The sequence below is a fragment of the Nonomuraea sp. NPDC050451 genome, from assembly GCF_044458585.1.
Genome location: NZ_JBITHZ010000003.1, coordinates 364,845 through 383,295, shown reverse-complemented (window position 1 = coordinate 383,295; position 18,451 = coordinate 364,845). Strand labels below are relative to the sequence as shown.

At 69.9% G+C, this 18,451-nt stretch carries 17 protein-coding genes and 1 pseudogene; 7 read left to right on the top strand and 11 right to left on the bottom strand.

What is annotated here, in order from left to right; translation table 11 throughout:
- Positions 1-13: 13 nt before the first annotated feature.
- Both ACIBI9_RS13010 and ACIBI9_RS13005 read left to right on the top strand, forming a co-directional pair.
- A complete protein-coding gene (locus tag ACIBI9_RS13010; protein WP_397222182.1) occupies positions 14-415 on the top strand; it encodes a MerR family transcriptional regulator in 402 nt (133 codons plus the stop codon).
- An 81-nt stretch (positions 416-496) separates the two neighbouring features.
- Complete coding sequence (locus ACIBI9_RS13005; protein WP_397222181.1) at positions 497-973, top strand: RICIN domain-containing protein; 477 nt, start codon at positions 497-499, stop codon at positions 971-973.
- A 51-nt stretch (positions 974-1,024) separates the two neighbouring features.
- On the opposite strand, the gene bfr is transcribed toward ACIBI9_RS13005, so the two are convergent.
- From bfr to ACIBI9_RS12965, 8 genes and pseudogenes are all read right to left on the bottom strand, one after another.
- The gene (bfr, locus tag ACIBI9_RS13000; protein WP_344996864.1) at positions 1,025-1,510 is read right to left on the bottom strand and encodes a bacterioferritin; all 486 of its coding nucleotides are present in this window, start codon (positions 1,508-1,510) and stop codon (positions 1,025-1,027) included.
- Positions 1,511-1,525: 15 nt separating this feature from the next.
- Positions 1,526-1,702, bottom strand: coding sequence for a bacterioferritin-associated ferredoxin (locus ACIBI9_RS12995; protein ID WP_138669932.1), 177 nt, complete (start codon positions 1,700-1,702; stop codon positions 1,526-1,528).
- 107 nt (positions 1,703-1,809) lie between these two features.
- Positions 1,810-2,430 carry an MBL fold metallo-hydrolase gene (locus ACIBI9_RS12990; protein WP_397222180.1) on the bottom strand — a complete coding sequence of 207 codons (621 nt, stop codon included), beginning with the start codon at positions 2,428-2,430 and terminating at the stop codon, positions 1,810-1,812.
- A complete protein-coding gene (locus ACIBI9_RS12985; RefSeq protein ID WP_397222179.1) occupies positions 2,430-3,515 on the bottom strand; it encodes an S-(hydroxymethyl)mycothiol dehydrogenase in 1,086 nt (361 codons plus the stop codon). Before ACIBI9_RS12985 ends, ACIBI9_RS12990 begins: the two co-directional genes overlap by 1 nt.
- A gap of 15 nt (positions 3,516-3,530) precedes the next feature.
- Positions 3,531-4,496 carry an adenylate cyclase regulatory domain-containing protein gene (locus tag ACIBI9_RS12980; RefSeq protein WP_397222178.1) on the bottom strand — a complete coding sequence of 322 codons (966 nt, stop codon included), beginning with the start codon at positions 4,494-4,496 and terminating at the stop codon, positions 3,531-3,533.
- A gap of 3 nt (positions 4,497-4,499) precedes the next feature.
- Positions 4,500-5,012, bottom strand: a complete 513-nt coding sequence (locus ACIBI9_RS12975; protein WP_397222177.1) for a PH domain-containing protein — start codon at positions 5,010-5,012, stop codon at positions 4,500-4,502.
- A gap of 53 nt (positions 5,013-5,065) precedes the next feature.
- Positions 5,066-5,887: a biotin--[acetyl-CoA-carboxylase] ligase gene (locus tag ACIBI9_RS12970; RefSeq protein WP_397222176.1), complete on the bottom strand. Its 822-nt coding sequence runs from the start codon at positions 5,885-5,887 to the stop codon at positions 5,066-5,068.
- Between the two features lie 74 nt (positions 5,888-5,961).
- Positions 5,962-7,154, bottom strand: a pseudogene (locus ACIBI9_RS12965) (RNA-guided endonuclease InsQ/TnpB family protein); the annotation flags it as partial.
- 148 nt (positions 7,155-7,302) lie between these two features.
- Here ACIBI9_RS12965 and ACIBI9_RS12960 point away from each other — a divergent pair.
- The 3 genes from ACIBI9_RS12960 (at position 7,303) to ACIBI9_RS12950 (ending at position 11,487) form a co-directional block, all read left to right on the top strand.
- Complete coding sequence (locus ACIBI9_RS12960; RefSeq protein WP_397222174.1) at positions 7,303-9,507, top strand: FdhF/YdeP family oxidoreductase; 2,205 nt, start codon at positions 7,303-7,305, stop codon at positions 9,505-9,507.
- Positions 9,504-10,346, top strand: a complete 843-nt coding sequence (gene fdhD / locus ACIBI9_RS12955; RefSeq protein WP_397222173.1) for a formate dehydrogenase accessory sulfurtransferase FdhD — start codon at positions 9,504-9,506, stop codon at positions 10,344-10,346. The genes ACIBI9_RS12960 and fdhD overlap by 4 nt, the downstream gene beginning before the upstream one ends.
- 61 nt (positions 10,347-10,407) lie before the next feature.
- On the top strand, positions 10,408-11,487 hold the full coding sequence (locus ACIBI9_RS12950) for an epoxide hydrolase family protein (RefSeq protein ID WP_397222172.1): 1,080 nt from the start codon (positions 10,408-10,410) through the stop codon (positions 11,485-11,487).
- 49 nt (positions 11,488-11,536) lie between these two features.
- On the opposite strand, the gene ACIBI9_RS12945 is transcribed toward ACIBI9_RS12950, so the two are convergent.
- The 3 genes from ACIBI9_RS12945 to ACIBI9_RS12935 all read right to left on the bottom strand — a co-directional run bounded on the left by ACIBI9_RS12945 (position 11,537) and on the right by ACIBI9_RS12935 (position 16,582).
- On the bottom strand, positions 11,537-14,158 hold the full coding sequence (locus ACIBI9_RS12945) for a phosphoenolpyruvate carboxylase (protein WP_397222171.1): 2,622 nt from the start codon (positions 14,156-14,158) through the stop codon (positions 11,537-11,539).
- Between the two features lie 65 nt (positions 14,159-14,223).
- Positions 14,224-15,774 (bottom strand): hypothetical protein, encoded by a 1,551-nt coding sequence (locus tag ACIBI9_RS12940; protein WP_397222592.1) that lies wholly within the window; start codon positions 15,772-15,774, stop codon positions 14,224-14,226.
- A 43-nt stretch (positions 15,775-15,817) separates the two neighbouring features.
- A complete protein-coding gene (locus ACIBI9_RS12935; protein ID WP_397222170.1) occupies positions 15,818-16,582 on the bottom strand; it encodes an ABC transporter ATP-binding protein in 765 nt (254 codons plus the stop codon).
- A 36-nt stretch (positions 16,583-16,618) separates the two neighbouring features.
- On the opposite strand from ACIBI9_RS12935, the gene ACIBI9_RS12930 reads away from it, so the two are divergent.
- Positions 16,619-18,208 (top strand): acyl-CoA carboxylase subunit beta, encoded by a 1,590-nt coding sequence (locus tag ACIBI9_RS12930; protein ID WP_397222169.1) that lies wholly within the window; start codon positions 16,619-16,621, stop codon positions 18,206-18,208.
- Positions 18,205-18,414: an acyl-CoA carboxylase subunit epsilon gene (locus ACIBI9_RS12925; protein WP_397222168.1), complete on the top strand. Its 210-nt coding sequence runs from the start codon at positions 18,205-18,207 to the stop codon at positions 18,412-18,414. The genes ACIBI9_RS12930 and ACIBI9_RS12925 overlap by 4 nt, the downstream gene beginning before the upstream one ends.
- The last annotated feature ends 37 nt before the right edge of the window (positions 18,415-18,451 follow it).

Sequence of the window (18,451 nt, the reverse complement as noted above, 5' to 3'; positions counted from 1 at the left end):
TATTCTGGGCGGCATGTCATCGGAGATCAGCATCGGCCGACTCGCCGAACTCACCGGGCTGAGCGTGCACACGCTGCGCTTCTACGAGCGTGAGGGCCTCCTGCTCAATCCCGTGCGCCGCGGGCCGGGCGGACGGCGGATCTACAGCGAAGCGGACGCGCACTGGCTGACCACCTGCATCATCCTGCGCGCCTCGGGGATGCCGCTGCCCGCGATCCGGGAGTACACCGACCTCGTCAGGAACGGGACCGGGAACGAGGCGGAGCGCCTCACCATCATGCTGGAGCACCGGGAGCGCGTGCTGCGCCAGATGAGCGATCTCAACCGCTGCCTGGACCTCATCAGCTACAAGGTCGGTGTGTACGAGGACATCATCTCCGAAACCACCGCCTCCAACTGCTCGCCCCAGAGCTGAAGCCCATACGGCAGCCGATCACAACAAAACGGGAATCGCGCGCGTCTCAGTGATCAATACTTCACAGGAAGGTCATCAGACGTGGTCGCAACCCCCACCAGAATGTTCGCCGTCGCCGCCACCGCCGCCCTGGCGCTGTCCCTGGCCGCCGCTCCCGCCTCGGCGGGGGCCGGCGGGCGGCTGATGAACGGCGCCACCGACCTCTGCCTGGCCGTGGGCAAGAGCGAGGTGAAGGCCGGCAAGAAGGTGATCCAGTGGACCTGCTCCGGCAACAAGGACCAGCAGTGGATCTACAAGGGGCGCAAGCTCATCAACGCCAAGACCGGCATGTGCCTGGCGATCGCGCACGGCTCCACGGTCAAGGGCAAGTACGCGATCCAGTGGCCGTGCACCGACGGCGGGATCGAGCAGGAGTGGATCTACGACGACATGCAGCGCCTGCGCAACCGGGCCACCGGCCTGTGCCTGGCGGTCGGCAAGGGCGAGCGCAAGAAGGGTAAGTGGATCATCCAGTGGACGTGCAGGGGCACCGGGGAGCAGGCGTGGCTCTGGCGGTAACGCGAAGACGCCCCATCCGGGGACGGGGCGCCTTCGGTGCCGCAGTGCCGCTCAGTCGTCGGACGACGGCGGTTCGGCGTAGCGGGCCAGGTAGAGCTGCTCTCCCAGGCTGCGGATGAGGCTGAGCTCCGTCTCCAGATAGTCGATGTGCGACTCCTCGTCCTCCAGGATCTCCTCGAAGATCCGGGCCGAGGTGATGTCGCCCTTCTCGCGCATGAGCGCGATCGCCGGGCGTAGGCGCTGCACGACTGAGAGCTCGACCTCGAGGTCCGCCCTGAGCTGCTCCTCCACGGTCTGCCCGATGTGCAGAGTGCCCAGGCGTTGATAGTTGGGCAGACCCTCCAGGAAGAGGATGCGATCGGTCAGACGCTCCGCGTGGCGCATCTCGTCGATCGACTCCGCACGGGTGTGCTCGGCGAGTTTCGTGTATCCCCAGTTTTCCTGCATCTTGGCATGCAGGAAGTACTGGTTGATCGCGGTTAGCTCGGCGGTCAGCTGCTCGTTGAGCAGCTCGATGATCTGCTTGTCGCCCTGCATGGAACGGGCCCCTCGCTATGCGGTCGTCAGTTCTTCAGACCGTTTCAGGATTGCACAGATCTTCCGTACACATCGGGCACAGTCACCACCGGCACCAGTGGTGTCGCGGATCTGCTTGGCACTCTTGGCCCCCGAGGCGATGCAGTCGTGCACCTCGTTTTCCGTCACGGCACGACAAATGCACACGTACATCCGGGGACAGGCCTCTCGCAAGCGAAGTTGGGGGCGCCTTTAGGTTAGGCACACCTAAGCTACCCCACTTCGGTAAGGCTTGCCTATGTTAGGTCGGCCACATCAGGCTATCCACCTCGGGTGATCCACTCCTCCAGGTGGGGCGCCTCCAAGCCGATGGTGGTGGAGTCGCCGTGGCCCGTGTGCACGACGGTCTCCGGAGGCAGGGTCAGCAGCCGCTCCCTGATCGAGTCGATGATCGTGTCGAACGAGCTGTAGGACCGGCCGGTCGCCCCCGGGCCGCCCTTGAAGAGCGTGTCGCCGCTGAACAGGGCGCCCAGGTCGGGGGCGTACAGGCACACCGCGCCGGGCGCGTGGCCGGGGGTGTGGACGACCTCCAGCGCGATGCCGCCGACCTCGATCTTCTCGCCGTCGGCCAGCGGCTCGTACGCCACCGCGTCCCCGTACTGCTGCTCCCACAGCACCTGGTCGGCGGGGTGCAGCCGGATGGGCGCCCCGGTGCGGTCGGCGAGGGGCTTGGCGGCGTTGATGTGGTCGTTGTGCGCGTGCGTGCAGACGATGGCCTTGACCGTGCGCCCGCCCACCCGTTCGGCGATCGGCGCGGCGTCGTGGGCGGCGTCGATGACGACGACCTCGCGGGCGTCGCCGATCAGCCAGACGTTGTTGTCGACGTCCCAGGTGCCGCCGTCCAGCGAGAACGTGCCCGAGGTGATGACCCTGTCGATCATCAGAACGTCACCACCGAACGCAGCACCTCGCCGCGGTGCATCTTCGCGAACGCCTCCTCGACCTGCCCGATCCCGATCGTCTCCGAGACGAACTTGTCGAGCGGCAGCCGGTTCTGCAGGAACAGGTCGATGAGCATCGGGAAGTCTCGGGAGGGCAGGCAGTCGCCGTACCAGGAGGACTTCAGCGCGCCACCTCGCCCGAAGACGTCGAGGAACGGCAGCTCCAGCGTCATGTCAGGGGTGGGGACGCCGACCAGGACGACCGTGCCGGCCAGGTCGCGGGCGTAGAAGGCCTGCTTGTACGTCTCGGGGCGGCCCACCGCCTCGATGACCACGTCGGCGCCGAAGCCGCCGGTCAGGTCGCGGATCGCCTCGACCGGGTCGCTCTCGCGGGAGTTGACGGTGTGGGTGGCGCCGAAGTCGCGCGCCCAGCCCAGCTTGCGGTCGTCGACGTCGACGGCGATGACCTTCGCGGCCCCGGCCAGCGAGGCGCCGAGGATCGCGGCGTCGCCGACGCCGCCGCAGCCGATGACGGCGACCGAGTCGCCGCGCGTCACGCCGCCGGTGTTGATCGCGGCGCCGATGCCCGCCATGACGCCGCAGCCCAGCAGGCCCGCGACCTGCGCGGGCGCCTCGGCGGAGACCTTGGTGCACTGGCCCGCGGCGACCAGCGTCTTCTCCAGGAACGCGCCGATGCCCAGCGCGGGCGACAGCACCGTGCCGTCCTTGAGCGTCATCTTCTGCGTGGCGTTGTGGGTGGCGAAGCAGTACCACGGGCGGCCGCGCAGGCACGCCCGGCACTGGCCGCACACCGCGCGCCAGTTGAGGATCACGAAGTCGCCGGGCGCGACCTCCGTGACGCCGGGGCCCACCGCCTCGACGACGCCCGCCGCCTCGTGTCCGAGCAGGAACGGGAAGTCGTCGTTGATCCCGCCCTCGCGATAGTGCAGGTCGGTGTGGCAGACCCCGCAGGCCTGCACGTTGACGACCGCCTCACCGGGACCTGGGTCCGGCACCACGACCGTCTCGAGCGAAACTTCCTGGCCCTTGGCCCGGGCGACGACGCCCTGCACTTCGTACGGCATGCCAGCCATCTTGTGTCAGGAGGATGATCTCCGCAAGAGATGGGGCTGGACCACGCCGAGCCCTCTCGCGGGCCGGCGTCTGATCTTCTGCAGATCGAACCCTTCGAGCCCTTCGGCCAGCGCGGAATCGACCAGGATCGTGCCCGGCCGGGCGATGGCGGTGAGCCTGGCGGCCAGGTTGACGGTGGTGCCGAAGACGTCGCCCATGGTGGGCAGGACCGGCCCGTACGCCAGGCCGACGCGCAGCTCGACGCCCGACTCGACCAGGTCGAGCGCGATGCCCGCGGCCTGGGCCGGGCTCGGGGCGGTGAACAGCACCTCGTCGCCCAGCGTCTTGACCAGCCGGGCGCCGTGGGAGGCCACCACGTCGGAGGCCCGCGCCTCGAACCCCTCGACCAGCTCGGCCAGCTCCTTCTCGTCGAGCTCGCGGCTGCGCCTGGTGAACGAGACCAGGTCCGCGAACCCCACCGCCATCGTCACCCGGGTCGGCACCAGCTCGTCGTTGCCGTCGGCGATGGCCAGCAGCCGGGTGCCGGCGGCGGCGAGCTGGGCCCGCCAGACGTGGACCAGCACCTGCTCGAAGTCGGGCATCAGCTCCTGCGCCGCCCCGAGCACCTTGGCCAGGTCGTCCTCCGAGGGCTCCGGGGGCAGCATCGCGCCGATCATGATCTCGGCCTGCCACTGCGCCAGCCGGGCGGTGGTCTGGCCGAGCGCGCGGGCCATGCGGATGACGGTCTGCTCGTCGAGCGTGCCGCCGTCGAGCATCCGGCGCACCCGGCGCAGCGCCGCCACGTCGGCCTCGGTGAACGCCACGGCGTCGTCGGCCCGCTGCGCGAACCCGAGCGCGCGCCAGATGCGCTCGGCCAGCTCCTGCGACACCCCGGCCCTGGCCGTGACCTGCTCGTTCGTGAAGCGGGCCGGCGAGCCGACGAGCAGGCGTTCGATCTCTTCGGCGGTCGGCCGGCTGGGCGGGCGGCTCACGCGTCAGCGGCCGTCGAGCTCGCCGTCGGAGGCGTCCTCGACGAGCCTGAACAGGTCGGTACGGACGTCCTGGATCTTGGGGATGTCGCGCAGCACGATCTCGCCCCGGTCCCCCGCCGACTCGACGGTCAGCGTGCCGCAGCCGAGCAGGCGCTCGGGGAACGTCTGGTCGGAGCTGACCGTGTTGACCTTGGTGATCGGGATCTCGTCGGTCGACTTGTTGAGCACGCCGGTGCTGATCGTGAAGCGGTGGGTGGTGAGCACGTAGCCGGTGTTGACCCACCGCAGGTAGGGGACGAGCGACCAGATCGTCAGCAGGATGAGGCCGATGACGACGACGGCGATCCTGGCGTAGAACGCGTATTCCCAGCCGCCGGGGATTAAGAACATCGCCGCGCCCGCGGCCGCGACGACGAGGACCAGCGCGAGGAAGGGGAGCACGAGCCGCTTCCAATGGGGATGGAAGGACCGGATGCGCCGCTCACCCTGCGTCAGATGATGGTCGGGAAGGGTCATGGCCAAATCGTGCCACCATCGCCGCGCGGCGGCTACGCTCCCGGCGGATCAGGTCAGTCCGCCGGGCGGACGTGCACCACGTCGCCCGCGCTCAGCGTGTAGCGCTCGCCCTCCGACTCCACCTGCAGGTGCCCGAACGGGTCGATCCCCGTGGCCGTTCCGGTGACCGCCTGCCGGCCCGGCAGCTCCACCCTGACCTGCCGCCCGACCGTGGCGCTGGCCGCCAGGTACGCCGGGCGCAGCCCGCACGCCTCGGCGTCGCCCTTCGCGTCGGTCCACTCCCTGTAGTGGCTCTCGACCTCCCTGAGCACGGCCCTGAGCAGCGGGTCACGGTCGAGGCAGGCCGCCTGCTCGATGCCCAGCGACGTGGCCGTCTCGACGGGCAGCTCTTCCGGCCTGAGCGACACGTTCAGGCCCATGCCGACGACAACGCCGTCCTCCGCCCGCTCGGCCAGGATCCCGGCCAGCTTGCGCTCACCGATCAGCAGGTCGTTGGGCCATTTGACGCGTACGTCCACCTCCGCCAGGCGGCGCAGGGCGGAGGCGGCGGCGACGCCGTACAGGAGTGTCAGCCAGCCCTGTGCGGTGGCCGGCACGTCCGGCTTGAGGAGGATCGAGAACGTCAGGCCCGAGCGCGGCGGCGCCGTCCAGATGCGGCCCAGCCGGCCGCGGCCCGCCAGCTGAGACTCCGCCACCAGCACCGTCCCCTCCGGGGCTCCGGCATGGGCGGCCTCGGCCAGGTCGGCGTTGGTGGAACCGGTGCTCTCCACGACGGTGACGCCGGTCCACAGGGAGCCGGGGCGGACCAGCGCGCGGTTGAGCGCCGCCTCGGAGAGCGGCGGACGGTCGAGGTCGGAGTAACGCGAGTCGGGCACCCCTCTATCTTTGCAGCCAGGAGGAAAATGGAGAGTTGGCATCTTCCCCTCCCTGAAGGGGAGGGGGTTCCAACCGTCACCAGTCGGCCTTCCTGCTTCACCGCCGGTCGCCCGCCCGAGAGGACTCTCGCTGAGGTCTTACACCAGCTCCACAGGCGTTTCAGCTCTCCGCCAGCCCGGCGGCGAGCACGTTTTTCGCGGCATTGACGTCCCGGTCATGCACCACGCCGCAGGCACACACCCACTCCCGGATGTTCAGCGGCATCGTGTCCTGCAGGGCCCCGCACACCGAGCACAGCTTGCTGGACGGGAACCAGCGATCCACCACCACCAGCGTGCGCCCATACCAGGCGGCCTTGTACTCCAGCATGAAACGCAGCTCCCGCCACGAGGCGTCGGAGACGGCCCGCGCCAGCGAACGGTTCTTGACCATGTTGCGGACGGTCAGGTCTTCTACGGCGATCACTTGGTTCTCGCGAACAAGCCGTGTGGTGACCTTGTGCAGGTGATCCCGCCTGCGATCGGCGATGCGAGCATAGACCCGGGCGACGCGAATGCGAGCTTTGGCCCGGTTCGCGCTGCCCTTGACCTTGCGGGCAAGCGCCCGCTGGGCCGTGGCCAGCTTACGCCGGTCGGCCCGCTCATGCCTCGGGTTGACGATCTTCTCGCCGGTGGAGAGCGTGGCCAGAGCCGTGATGCCCGCATCCACCCCGACCGACCGAGCGGCAGGAACCAGCGGGGCGATCTCCTCCTCCACCAGCAGGGACACGAACCAGCGCCCAGCCGCGTCCCTGGACACGGTCACCGTGGACGGCTTCGCACCTTGCGGCAGTGGGCGCGACCACACGATGTTCAACGGAGCGTCCATCTTGGCCAGAGTCAACCAGCCATCGCGCCAGCGGAAGGCCGAGCGGGTGTACTCCGCCGACAACCGCGACTTCTTCTTACTCTTGAAAGCGGGGTATTTGGCCCGCCTGGCGAAGAAGTTCGCGAACGCCGCCTGAAGGTGGCGCAGCGCCTGCTGCAACGGGACGCAAGAGACCTGCGACAGGAAGTCGTAGTCGCCGCTGCGCTTCCACTCAGTCAGCCGCGCCGACGACTCCACATAGGAGACACGACGCCCTTCCAGGGTGTGGGCGCGAGTGCGCTCCTGCAACGCCTTGTTGTAGACAAGGCGGACGCAGCCGAACGTCCGGGCAAGCTCGTCGGCCTGGTCCGGAGTCGGGTAGAAGCGGTACTTGTAGGCCCGCTTCACGACCTGCGCCATGCCTCACATCGTAACGCGAGATCGGCTAATTATCGTGTGTGTGTTCGAAGCAGCGGTCCACCTGATGGCGAATCGCCTATCCCTGTCCTGCCCCGCAGGGGTCCGATTTCTCCCCGCCTAAGGGTGAGGATCTCCTTGGAGGTTTTCGATGAGCAAGCTCCTGGATCCGCGTAACTGGGCCTCTTGGCGACCGTTCGGCATCGGGCTGCGCAAGCCGAACAACTACCTGGAGCTGTGGAAGGCTTTCAGGTCGGTCAAGGGCAACCGGGGTTACGCGTGGCGGATACTCAACCAGGGCACCTGTGACGGGTGCGCGCTGGGCACGCATGGCATGCGCGACTGGACGATGGACGAGATCCATCTGTGCAACATCAGGCTGCGGCTGCTGCCGCTGAACACCATGCCCGCCCTGGACACCACACTTTTGCGGGATATTTCTGGGCTTGTCGGCAAGAAGAGCGCCGAGCTCCGCGAGCTGGGGCGGCTACCGTACCCCATGCTGCGCCGCGCGGGCGAGCCCGGCTTCACCCGGATCTCGTGGGACGAGGCGCTGGGCGTGGCCGCCGAGGGCCTGCGTGACGCCCGCTTCGGCGCCTACCTGACCAGCCGCGGCGTGCCCAACGAGAACTACTACGCGGCCCAGAAGGCCGTGCGCGCGCTCGGCACCAACAGTGTCGACAACGCCGCCAGGATCTGCCACTCGCCCTCCACGGTGGCGCTCAAGCAGACCATCGGCGCGGCGGCCACGACCTGCTCGTACACCGACTGGATCGGCTCCGACCTGATCGTCTTCATCGGCTCGAACCCGTCCAACAACCAGCCGGTCGCGATGAAGTACCTCTACCACGCCAAGAAGGCCGGCACCCGGATCGCGATGGTCAACGCCTATCGCGAGCCCGGCATGGACAAGTACTGGGTGCCGTCGAACGCCGAGTCCGCCCTGTTCGGCACGAAGATCACCGACGAGTTCTTCGGGGTGAACGTGGGCGGCGACATCGGCTTCCTCAACGGCGTGCTCAAGCACCTGATCGAGAACGACTGGGTGGACAAGGAGTTCGTCGACCAGCGGACCACGGGCTTCGAGGAGCTGCGGCGGGAGCTCGCGGGGCAGTCGTGGGAGGAGCTGGAGGCGCTGTCCGGGGCCTCCCGCGACGACATGCTCCGCCTGGCCACGCTGCTGGGCGAGGCCAGGTCGGCGGTGCTCGTGTGGTCGATGGGCATCACGCAGCACGCCTACGGTGAGGACAACGTCCGCTCGATCGTGAACCTGGCGCTGGCCAGGGGCTTCGTCGGGCGCGACAAGTGCGGGCTGATGCCGATCCGGGGGCACAGCGGCGTGCAGGGCGGGGCCGAGATGGGCGCGTACGCGACCGGCCTGCCCGGCGGGCTGCCGATCACGCCAGAGAACGCCGCGAAATTTACGGAGATGTGGGGGTTCGAGGTCCCGGCCACGCCCGGTCTGACCGCGACCGACATGATCGACGCGGCCCACCGCGGCGACCTCGACGCGCTGGTGTCGAGCGGCGGCAACTTCCTGGAGGTCCTGCCCGACCCGGACTACTGCCGCGAGGCCCTGTCGCGGCTGCGACTGCGGGTGCACATCGACATCGTGCTGTCGTCGCAGATGCTGGTGCCGAGCGAGGGCGACGTGCTGCTGCTGCCCGCGCAGACCCGCTACGAGATGGTCGGCGGCGTGACCGAGACCTCCACCGAGCGCCGGATCATCTTCTCCCCCGAGGTCGAGGGGCCACGCATCGGCGAGGCGTGGCCGGAGTGGAAGATCTTCACGGAGCTGGCCGCCCGCACAAACCCCGAAATTTCAGCAAAAATCGCCTTTACTGGCACGCCGCAGATCCGGGCCGAGATCGAGCGCGCCGTCCCCTTCTACCGCGGCATCGCGGACCTGCGGAAGTTCGGCGACAACGTCCAGTACGGCGGCCGCCACCTGTTCGCCGACGGCCGCTTCCAGACCCCCGACGGGCTGGGCCGCTTCAGCGCCGTCCGGCCTCCGGCGCTGAAGCGCCCCGACGGCTCGTTCATGGTGGCCACCAGGCGCGGCAAGCAGTTCAACAGCATGGTCCACGAGCGCCGCGACGGCTTCAACGGCGCGATGCGCGAGGCCGTGCTGATGAGCGAGTACGACGCCGACCGCCTGGGCCTGCCCGACGGCGCCCCGGTCGAGCTGCGTTCCGGCGAGCGCACCTACCGCGGCAAGATCCTGCGGGCCCCGCTCGTGCCGGGCAACCTGCAGATCCACTGGCCCGAGGGCAACGTCCTGCTGGACGAGTCCCGCCGCTCCCCGGACGCGCGGATCCCCGACTACAACGCCCTCGTCACCGTGCGGCCGCTGTGAACACGCGTCCAGGGCCCACCACGCGCATCAGGATCATGGAGCTGTCCGGCTCCGCCACCAGGGAACGGCGCGACTACCTGGCCACCGAGGAGCCGCTGGAGATCCGGCTCACCGCGCCCGACGGCACGCGCAAGACCGTGGCCATCACCATGCGCACCCCCGGGCACGACTTCGAGCTGGCCGCCGGGTTCCTGCACGGCGAGGGCCTGGCCGGTCCCGGCGACATCGCCGCCATCGCGTACTGCACCGACGAGGACCTCCCGCCCGAGGCCCGCTACAACACGGTGACCGTGCGCCTGCGCGGCCCCATCCCCGACCTGCCCGCGCTGGATCGCCACTTCCTCACCTCCAGCGCGTGCGGCGTCTGCGGCTCGGCCAGCCTGGAGGCGCTGCACGACCGCTGCAAGCCGGTCCCCAGGGGCCTGCTCGCCCTCACCCCCGAGCTCCTGTACGGCCTGCCGGAGGCGCTCCGCGCCGCCCAGGGCGGGTTCGGCAAGACCGGCGGCCTGCACGCGGCCGGGCTGTTCTCGGCCACGGGCACGCTGGTGGCGGTGCGGGAGGACGTGGGGCGCCACAACGCGGTGGACAAGCTGGTCGGCTGGGCGGGGCTGAGCGAGCGGCTGCCGCTGGCCGAGCACGTGCTCATGGTCAGCGGGCGGGCCAGCTACGAAATCATGCAGAAGGCGCTGGCCGCGGGGATCCCGGCGGTGTGCGCGGTCTCGGCGCCGTCGTCGCTCGCGGTGGAGCTGGCCAGGGAGTTCGGCATCACGCTCGTGGGGTTCCTGCGCGGAGAGCGCTGCAACGTCTACGCGGGACCGGAGCGGGTACCTATGGAATGAAGCATTCCGTTCTGCTATTCTGGAACAGAACAAACCGTTCCGTCTGTTCCGGGAGTCCGTCATGAGCATCAGCCCCTTCCGCGTCGAGATCCCCCAGGCCGACCTCGACGACCTCCAGGCCCGCCTCGCCCTGACCCGCTTCACCCACGAGATCCCCGGCTCCGACCAGGGCGTCAGCGTCGAGCGGGTCAAGCGCCTGGTCGGCTACTGGCGTGACGGCTTCGACTGGCGCGCGCAGGAGGCCAGGCTCAACGCCCACCCGCAGTTCACCACCGAGATCGACGGGCAGAACATCCACTTCATCCACGTACGGAACGACAACCCCGACGCCCTGGCGCTGATCCTCACCCACGGCTGGCCCGGCTCGATCGCCGAATACCTCGACGCCATCGAGCCCCTGTCCCGCCACTTCCACCTGGTCATCCCGTCGGTCCCCGGCTACGGCTTCTCCGGCCCCGCCAACGAGCTGGGCTGGAACAACCAGCGCATCGCCAGGGCGTGGGCCGAGCTGATGGCCCGCCTCGGCTACACCCGCTACGGCGCGGTCGGCAACGACGGCGGCTCGATGATCTCGCCCGAGGTCGGCAGGATCGACCCGGACCACGTCGTGGGCGTGCACGTCACGCAGCTGTTCTCCTTCCCCTCCGGCGACCCGGCCGAGTTCGCCGGGCTGAGCGAGGAGGAGCAGGCGGGGCTGGCCGTGCTCGACTGGTTCTGGAAGGAGAAGGGCGCGTTCAACGTGCTGCACTCGCAGCAGCCGCAGACCCTCGCCCACGCCCTGGCCGACTCCCCCGCCGGGCTCCTGGGCTGGCTCGCCCAGCTCTTCGACGAGGACCTGGACGACGACTTCGTGCTCACCAGCGCCGCGATCTACTGGTTCACCGGGACCGCCGGCTCGGCGATCCGGCAGTACTGGGAGAACGCCCGCATGGAGCAGCCCAAGGAGCCCACCACCGTGCCGACCGCGCTGGCGATGGCCGAGGGCGACTTCAAGTCGATCCGCCGCTTCGCCGAGCGCGACCACGCCAACATCGTCTCCTGGAAGACGCTGCCGGCCCCGGCGCACGGCCACTACACCGCGCACACCGCGACGGAGGCCCTCACGTCCGACGTCATCGCCTTCTTCGAGGGCCTCCGCTAGACCGCCCGCGCTCCTCGGAGAGGAGGAGCGAGGGCGGCGACGGACCGGCTCAGCCGGTGTTCTGCAGGCCGGCGGCGACGCCGTTGACCGACAGGAGCAGGAGCGTGGACAGGCGTTCGCGCTCCTGCTCCGACGGGTTTCCGGTGCGCAGCGCGCGCAGGGCCCGCAGCTGGAGGTGGGAGAGCGCGTCCACGTACGGGTCGCGGAGCTGGACGGCGCGCGAGAGCACCTTCCGGTTCTCCAGCAGCCGCGTGTGGCCGGTGACCCGCAGCACCAGGTCGCGGGTCCGGTCGTACTCCTCCATGACCTGCCGGGCGAAGTCCTCCCGGCCGCCCAGCGCCAGGTAGCGCTTGGCGATCGAGCGGTCGGTCTTGGCCAGCGACATCTCGGCGTTGTCGAGCATCGCGTTGAACAGCGGCCACTCCGCGTACGCCGCCCGCAGCTCCTCCAGGGAGCCGACCGAGGCCAGGCCGGTGCCCAGGCCGTACCAGCCGGGCAGGTTGACCCGCGTCTGCGCCCACGCGAACACCCACGGGATCGCCCGCAGGTCGTCGAGCGAGCGCGGCGCGCCGAGCCCGCGGCGCGCCGGGCGCGAGCCCAGGCGCAGCGTGCCGATCTCCTCCAACGGGCTGACCAGGCCGAACCACTCGGGGAAGCCCGGCGCCTCGGTCAGCGCGCGGTAGGCCTCCTCCGACGCCGTGGCCACCTGCTCGGCCAGGCCCCGGAAGCGCTCGGCGGCGGCCGCGGTGCGGGCGCCGACCATGGGCGAGGAGGCCATCAGCACGGCGTTGGCCACCTGCTCCAGGTGGCGGCGGGCGATGGCGATGTGGCCGTAGCGGGCGAAGATGACCTCGCCCTGCTCGGTGACCTTGAACCGGCCGGCGACCGAACCTGGTGCCTGGGCCAGCACTGCGCGGTTGGCCGGGCCGCCACCGCGGCCCAGCGCGCCGCCACGGCCGTGGAACATCCGCAGTTTCACGTCGTGCTTGGCCGCCCAGGCCGTCAGCTCCTCCTGCGCCTCGTAGAGCCGGAGCGTGGCGGCCGCGGGGCCGAGCTCCTTGGCCGAGTCGGAGTAGCCCAGCATGATCTCCATGCGCCGCCCGGTGGCCTCCAGGCGCTCCCGCATCGCCGGGATCTCGAGCATCCCGGTCAGCACGTCCGGCGAATTGGCCAGGTCCTGGCCCGACTCGAACAGCGGCACGACGTCGAGCACCGGCGCCCGCTCGCCGAGCGCGTGCCTGGCCAGCTCGTAGACGGCCGCGATGTCGTCGGCCGAGCGGGTGAAGGAGACCACGTACCGGGAGCAGGCCGCGGTCCCGAACCGCTCCTGGATCCAGGCGATCACCCGGATCGTGGCCAGCACCTCCTCGGTGCGCTCCGACAGCTCGCCACCCGCCCTGATCTCCTCCAGGGCGGCCGCGTGGACCTGGGAGTGCTGGCGCACCTCCAGCTCGGCCAGGTGGAAGCCGAACGTCTCGACCTGCCAGATGAGGTGCTGCAGCTCCCCGTACGCCTGCCGCGGCGCCGAGGCGGCCAGCGACTCCTGCCCCAGGCGGAGGTCGTCCAGCAGCTCGGCCGGCGCCCGGTAGGCCAGGTCGAGGTCGCGGCGGCGGGTCGCGGCGATGCGCGCGGCCACGAACAGCAGCCACTGCCGGTGCGGCTCGCGCGGCGAGCGGGTGGCCAGCTCGGAGACCACGTCGGGGTAGGCGTCCACGGCCTCGGACAGCGCCGACTTGAGCGCGGACGAGGGCACGGCCAGCTGGACGGAGGCGGTCAGCGTGCGGGCGATGCGCGTGCAGGCGGTCTCCAGGGCTGTCAGCACGTGCTCGGACTGGATCTGGATGGTCTCGCGGGTGACCCTGGCCGTGACGTTGGGATTGCCGTCGCGGTCGCCGCCGATCCAGCTGCCGTACCGGATGAACGGCCTGGCCTGCGGCGGGCGGGTGCCGGTGCGCTCGTCGAGCGCGGCGTCCAGCGAGCGGTAGACCTGCGGCACCATGCGGAACAGCGTCTCGTCGAAGGCGGCCATCGCGGTGCGCACCTCGTCGAGCGGGTCGAGCTTGGTCGAGCGGAGCTGGGCCGTGCGCCACAGGAGGTCGATCTCCTCCAGCATGCGGCGCTTGTTCTCGGCGCGCTCGCTGGCGCCGCGGCCGGGCATGTTGTACTCGGTGAGCTGGCCGCTGATGCGCTGGATGGCGGTGACGACCGCGCGCCTGCGTGCCTCGGTGGGGTGCGCGGTGAGCACCGGGTGCAGCTCCAGGCCCCCCAGCAGCTCGGTCACCCGCTCGTGACCCAGCTCCTGTACGGCCTGGGCCAGCGACTCCCGCTGGACCCTGCCCTCGGCGTCCCGCTCGCGTAGTGTGCGGATCCGGTAGTGTTCCTCGGCCAGGTTGGCCAGGTGGAAATAGCAGGTGAACGCGCGGGCGACCGCCACGGCCCGCTCGATCTCCCATTCGGCGACCATGGCGGTGATCTCGTCGGCCGAGACCTCGCCCTTACGTGCTGCGATGACGGCCTTGCGCAGCCGTTCGACGTCGGCCAGCAGGTCTTCGCCACCCTGTTCGGCGAGCACCTGGCCGAGCAGTTTGCCGAGCAGGCGCACATCGTGGCGTAGCTCGTCCGGCATCTCGGTAACGGCGGCGCTGCGACGCTCGAGCCCCTGGTCAATCATGCTTCGAAGGGTATCGAGTCGCTCCGGGAAGCCGTAGACCGGTCTCGCCAATTGGACTAGACCACTCAACTACCTTTGGAAACAGCCTCCAGCAGCTCCGGCATCCGGGCGAATCCGATCCTGGCGGCCAGGCGCCTGCCGAGCGCCTCCGCCAGCAGCCCGTAGAAGGGCGCCACCGCGCACACCCAGAACCAGCCGAACGCCAGCGGCACCACGAACGGCAGCGACAGCAGCGCGATGCCGAGCGTGGCGCCCATGGCGGAGGCGAACGCCTGGCCGCCCTGCCCCGGCGCGGCGCCGCTGAAGGCGTTCATCCGCTCGGGCACGGTGTACGGGACCACCACGCTCGTCACCGACCCGACGCCGAGCCCGACGCCGAGCGCGCCCCACCCGGCCAGCGCCGCCGGGACGATCATGCCGGGATGGCCGGTGAACAGCCCGGTGGCCACGGCGATCACGGTGAGCAGCGGCACGGCGATCAGCGCGTTGGCCAGATGACGCCCCGCCAGGTCGGTGGCCAGCCCGCGCTCGGAGCCGAACACCACGGCGTTCATCCACAACGAGCGGCCGTCGATGCCGAACGCGTTGCCCGACTGCAGCGCGATCATCAGGGCGCCGACGCAGGTGAGGACGATCGGCACGCCCTCCGCGCCGCCCGTGCTCCTGCTCAGCGAGAACGCCAGCACGGCGGTGACCACGATCGCGCTGAACCAGCCGACGCGGAACCTGGGCTCGCGCCTGATGTACTTCAGCTCCTTCGTCACCACGGCCGCCAGCGGCCCGTCCGGCAGGAACCTGTCGACCAGGCCGCTCTCCTTGCGCACGGACGCGGCCTGGGTGGAGACGTCGGGCGTCACCAGGGCCCGGCCCAGCGCCTTGATCCACAGCCAGCCGAGCACCACCACGATCACCGCCACCAGCGCGAGCTCGGCCAGCCCGGCCAGGCCGCCGTCGGCCATCGCGTGCGCGGCCATGCCCGGCGGGGTCCACCTGAGCACGCCCGCCAGCTGGCGCAGCATGGCCCCGGGGTCGCCGAGGCCGCGGTTCATCACGAGGTTGGGCAGCTGCGCGAGCACCACCACGAGCAGCGCGGCCACGGCCAGCACGTCACGACCCCGCCGGGTGCGCAGCGCGCTGGACAGCGAGGTGGTGATCAGCCGCGACGTCACCACGCACAGCGCGACCTGCAGCAGCACGGCCGGCACCCCGAGCAGCACGCCGCCGACGCCCGTCGCAAGCCCCACCAGCGCGCCGGCCGTGACGATCAGCATGGCGGCCGGCCAGACCCCGGTCACGGACGCGGTGAACATGCCGACCGCGAGCTGCCCGGTGCGCAGCGGCAGGAGCGACAGCTTCGCCGGGTCGAGCGTGTCGTCCAGGCCGAAGGCCATCAGCGGCACGATCATCCAGCCGATGAGGAAGGACGTGAACGCGACGATCACCAGGTCGGCGGCGACGTCGTGGGGCGCCAGCCGCAGCAGGCTCATCAGGAAGAAGCCGAGCACGGCCAGGCCGGTGGCGATGAGCAGGGTGAAGACGAAGCCGAGCTTGCGCTGGAGGTCTCCGCGCAGGTTTCCGGCCAGCAGCCGGAGCTTGAGCTGCGCGAACAGGGCCACGGTGGTCAACGGGACTCCTCGGGTGCTCCGGGGCTCACGGGTGTCACCTGGGGTTGGCGCCGAGCCACGTGAGGCCCTCGCCGTTGTCGCGCGACCCGCCGACCAGCTCGAGGAACGCCTGGTTGAGGCTGCGCCCGCCGCGTACGTCCGCCAGCGGCCCCTGCGCCACGATGTGGCCCGCGCTCATCACCGACACCCAGTCGCACAGCCGCTCGACCAGGTCCATCACGTGGCTGGAGAAGATCACCGTCGAGCCGGACGCCGTGAAGCGCCGGAGCACGTCGGTGAGCGTGTTGGCGCTGACCGGGTCGACGCCCTCGAACGGCTCGTCCAGGAACAGCACGGACGGGTTGTGCAGCAGCGCGGCGGCCAGGCCGATCTTCTTGCGCATGCCGGTGGAGTAGTCGACGACGAGTTTGTCGGCGGCGTCGGTCAGGTCCATCACGGCCAGCAGCTCGCCCGCGCGCTGCTCGACGTCGGCCTTGGGGATGCCGCGCAGCCGGCCGTTGTAGAGGAGCAGCTCGCGGCCCGACAGCCGCTCGAACAGCCGCAGCCCCTCCGGCAGCACCCCGATGCGCGTCTTGACCTCCACGGGGTCGCGCCACACGTGGAACCCGTCGACCTCGGCCGTGCCGCCGTCGGGACGGAGCAGCCCGGTGATCATGCTGAGCGTGGTCGTCTTGCCCGCGCCGTTGGGCCCGACCAGGCCCGCGAAGCTCCCCGACGGGACCACGAGGTCGACGCCCGCCACCGCGATCTGCGGCCCGTAGCGCTTGAACAGCCCCTGCGTGCGAACCGCATCCGTCATGGATCCACTCTAGGAGGAAGGACTAGCCTTGCGCGCATGAGCACTGCTGCCGAGGAGATGCCGGACAAGCCAGACATCCATACCACCGCAGGGAAGATCGCCGACCTGGAGCGGCGGCTCGACGAGGCCGCGCACGCGGGCTCCGCGGCGGCCGTGGACAAGCAGCACGCCAAGGGCAAGATGACCGCCAGGGAGCGGGTGCTCGCGCTGCTGGACGAGGGCTCGTTCGTGGAGTTCGACGAGTTCGCCAGGCACCGGTCCACGATGTTCGGGCTGGAGAAGCGGCGGCCGTACGGCGACGGCGTCATCACCGGGCACGGCACGGTCGACGGCCGGCAGGTGTGCGTGTTCTCGCAGGACGTGACGGTGTTCGGCGGCTCGCTCGGCGAGGTGTACGGCGAGAAGATCGTCAAGGTGCTCGACCTGGCGATCAAGACGGGGTGCCCGATCATCGGCATCAACGAGGGCGGCGGCGCGCGCATCCAGGAAGGCGTGGTCGCGCTCGGCCTCTACGCGGAGATCTTCAAGCGCAACGTGCACGCCTCCGGCGTGATCCCGCAGATCTCGCTCATCATGGGCGCCGCGGCCGGCGGGCACGTCTACTCCCCCGCTCTGACCGACTTCGTGGTGATGGTGGACCAGACGTCCCAGATGTTCATCACCGGACCCGACGTCATCAAGACCGTGACGGGCGAGGAGGTCACGTTCGAGGAGCTCGGCGGGGCGCACACGCACAACACGAAGTCGGGCGTGGCCCACTACCAGGCCGCCGACGAGGACGACGCGCTGGAGTACGTCAAGGCGCTGCTGTCGTACCTGCCGTCGAACAATCTGGACGAGGCCCCCGTCTTCGAGCCCGCCACCGACCTGGAGCCCGATCCGGAGCTCGACGAGCTGATCCCCGACTCGGCCAACCAGCCGTACGACATGCACCGGGTCATCGAACACGTGCTGGACGACGGGGAGTTCCTGGAGGTCCACGCGCTGTTCGCGCCGAACATCGTGGTGGGGTACGGCCGGGTGGACGGCCAGGCGGTCGGGGTCGTGGCCAACCAGCCCATGCATTTCGCGGGATGTCTGGATATCAACGCATCGGAGAAGGCCGCCCGATTTATTCGAACATGTGATGCCTTTAATATTCCGATACTGACATTTGTGGATGTCCCGGGATTCCTTCCAGGGACCGATCAGGAATGGAACGGAATCATCCGCCGGGGCGCCAAGCTCCTGTACGCCTACGCCGAGGCCACGGTGCCGCTGATCACGGTGATCACGCGCAAGGCGTACGGCGGCGCGTACGACGTCATGGGCTCCAAGCACCTCGGCGCGGACATCAACCTGGCCTGGCCGACGGCCCAGATCGCGGTCATGGGAGCACAGGGCGCGGTCAACATCCTCTACCGGCGCGAACTCGCCGCCTCCGACGACGCCGAGGCCGAACGCGCCCGGCTCGTCACCGAGTACGAGGACACGCTGGCCAATCCGTACATCGCGGCCGAGCGCGGCTACGTGGACGCGGTGATCCGGCCGTCCGAGACCCGGGCCCAGGTCGTCAGGGCGCTGCGGGCCCTCAGGAACAAGCGGGCGACGCTCCCGCCGAAGAAGCATGGGAACATCCCGCTGTGACGCCGGATCTGCGGATTGTCCGGGGGGACGCCACGCCCGAGGAGATCGCGGCGTTGGTTGCCGTACTCGCCGCGCGACAGACCTCGCACGCCGAACCCGAGGCGTCACCGGAGCCGCGTCGCCAAACGTGGCGAAACCCCGCCAGAGGTATGCGTAAGCCTGTCGTCCCAGGGAAGTCGGCTTGGCGGATGAGCGCTCTACCCTAGATAGATCCTGGGAATCGGGTGTCAAGTTCCCCGGGAG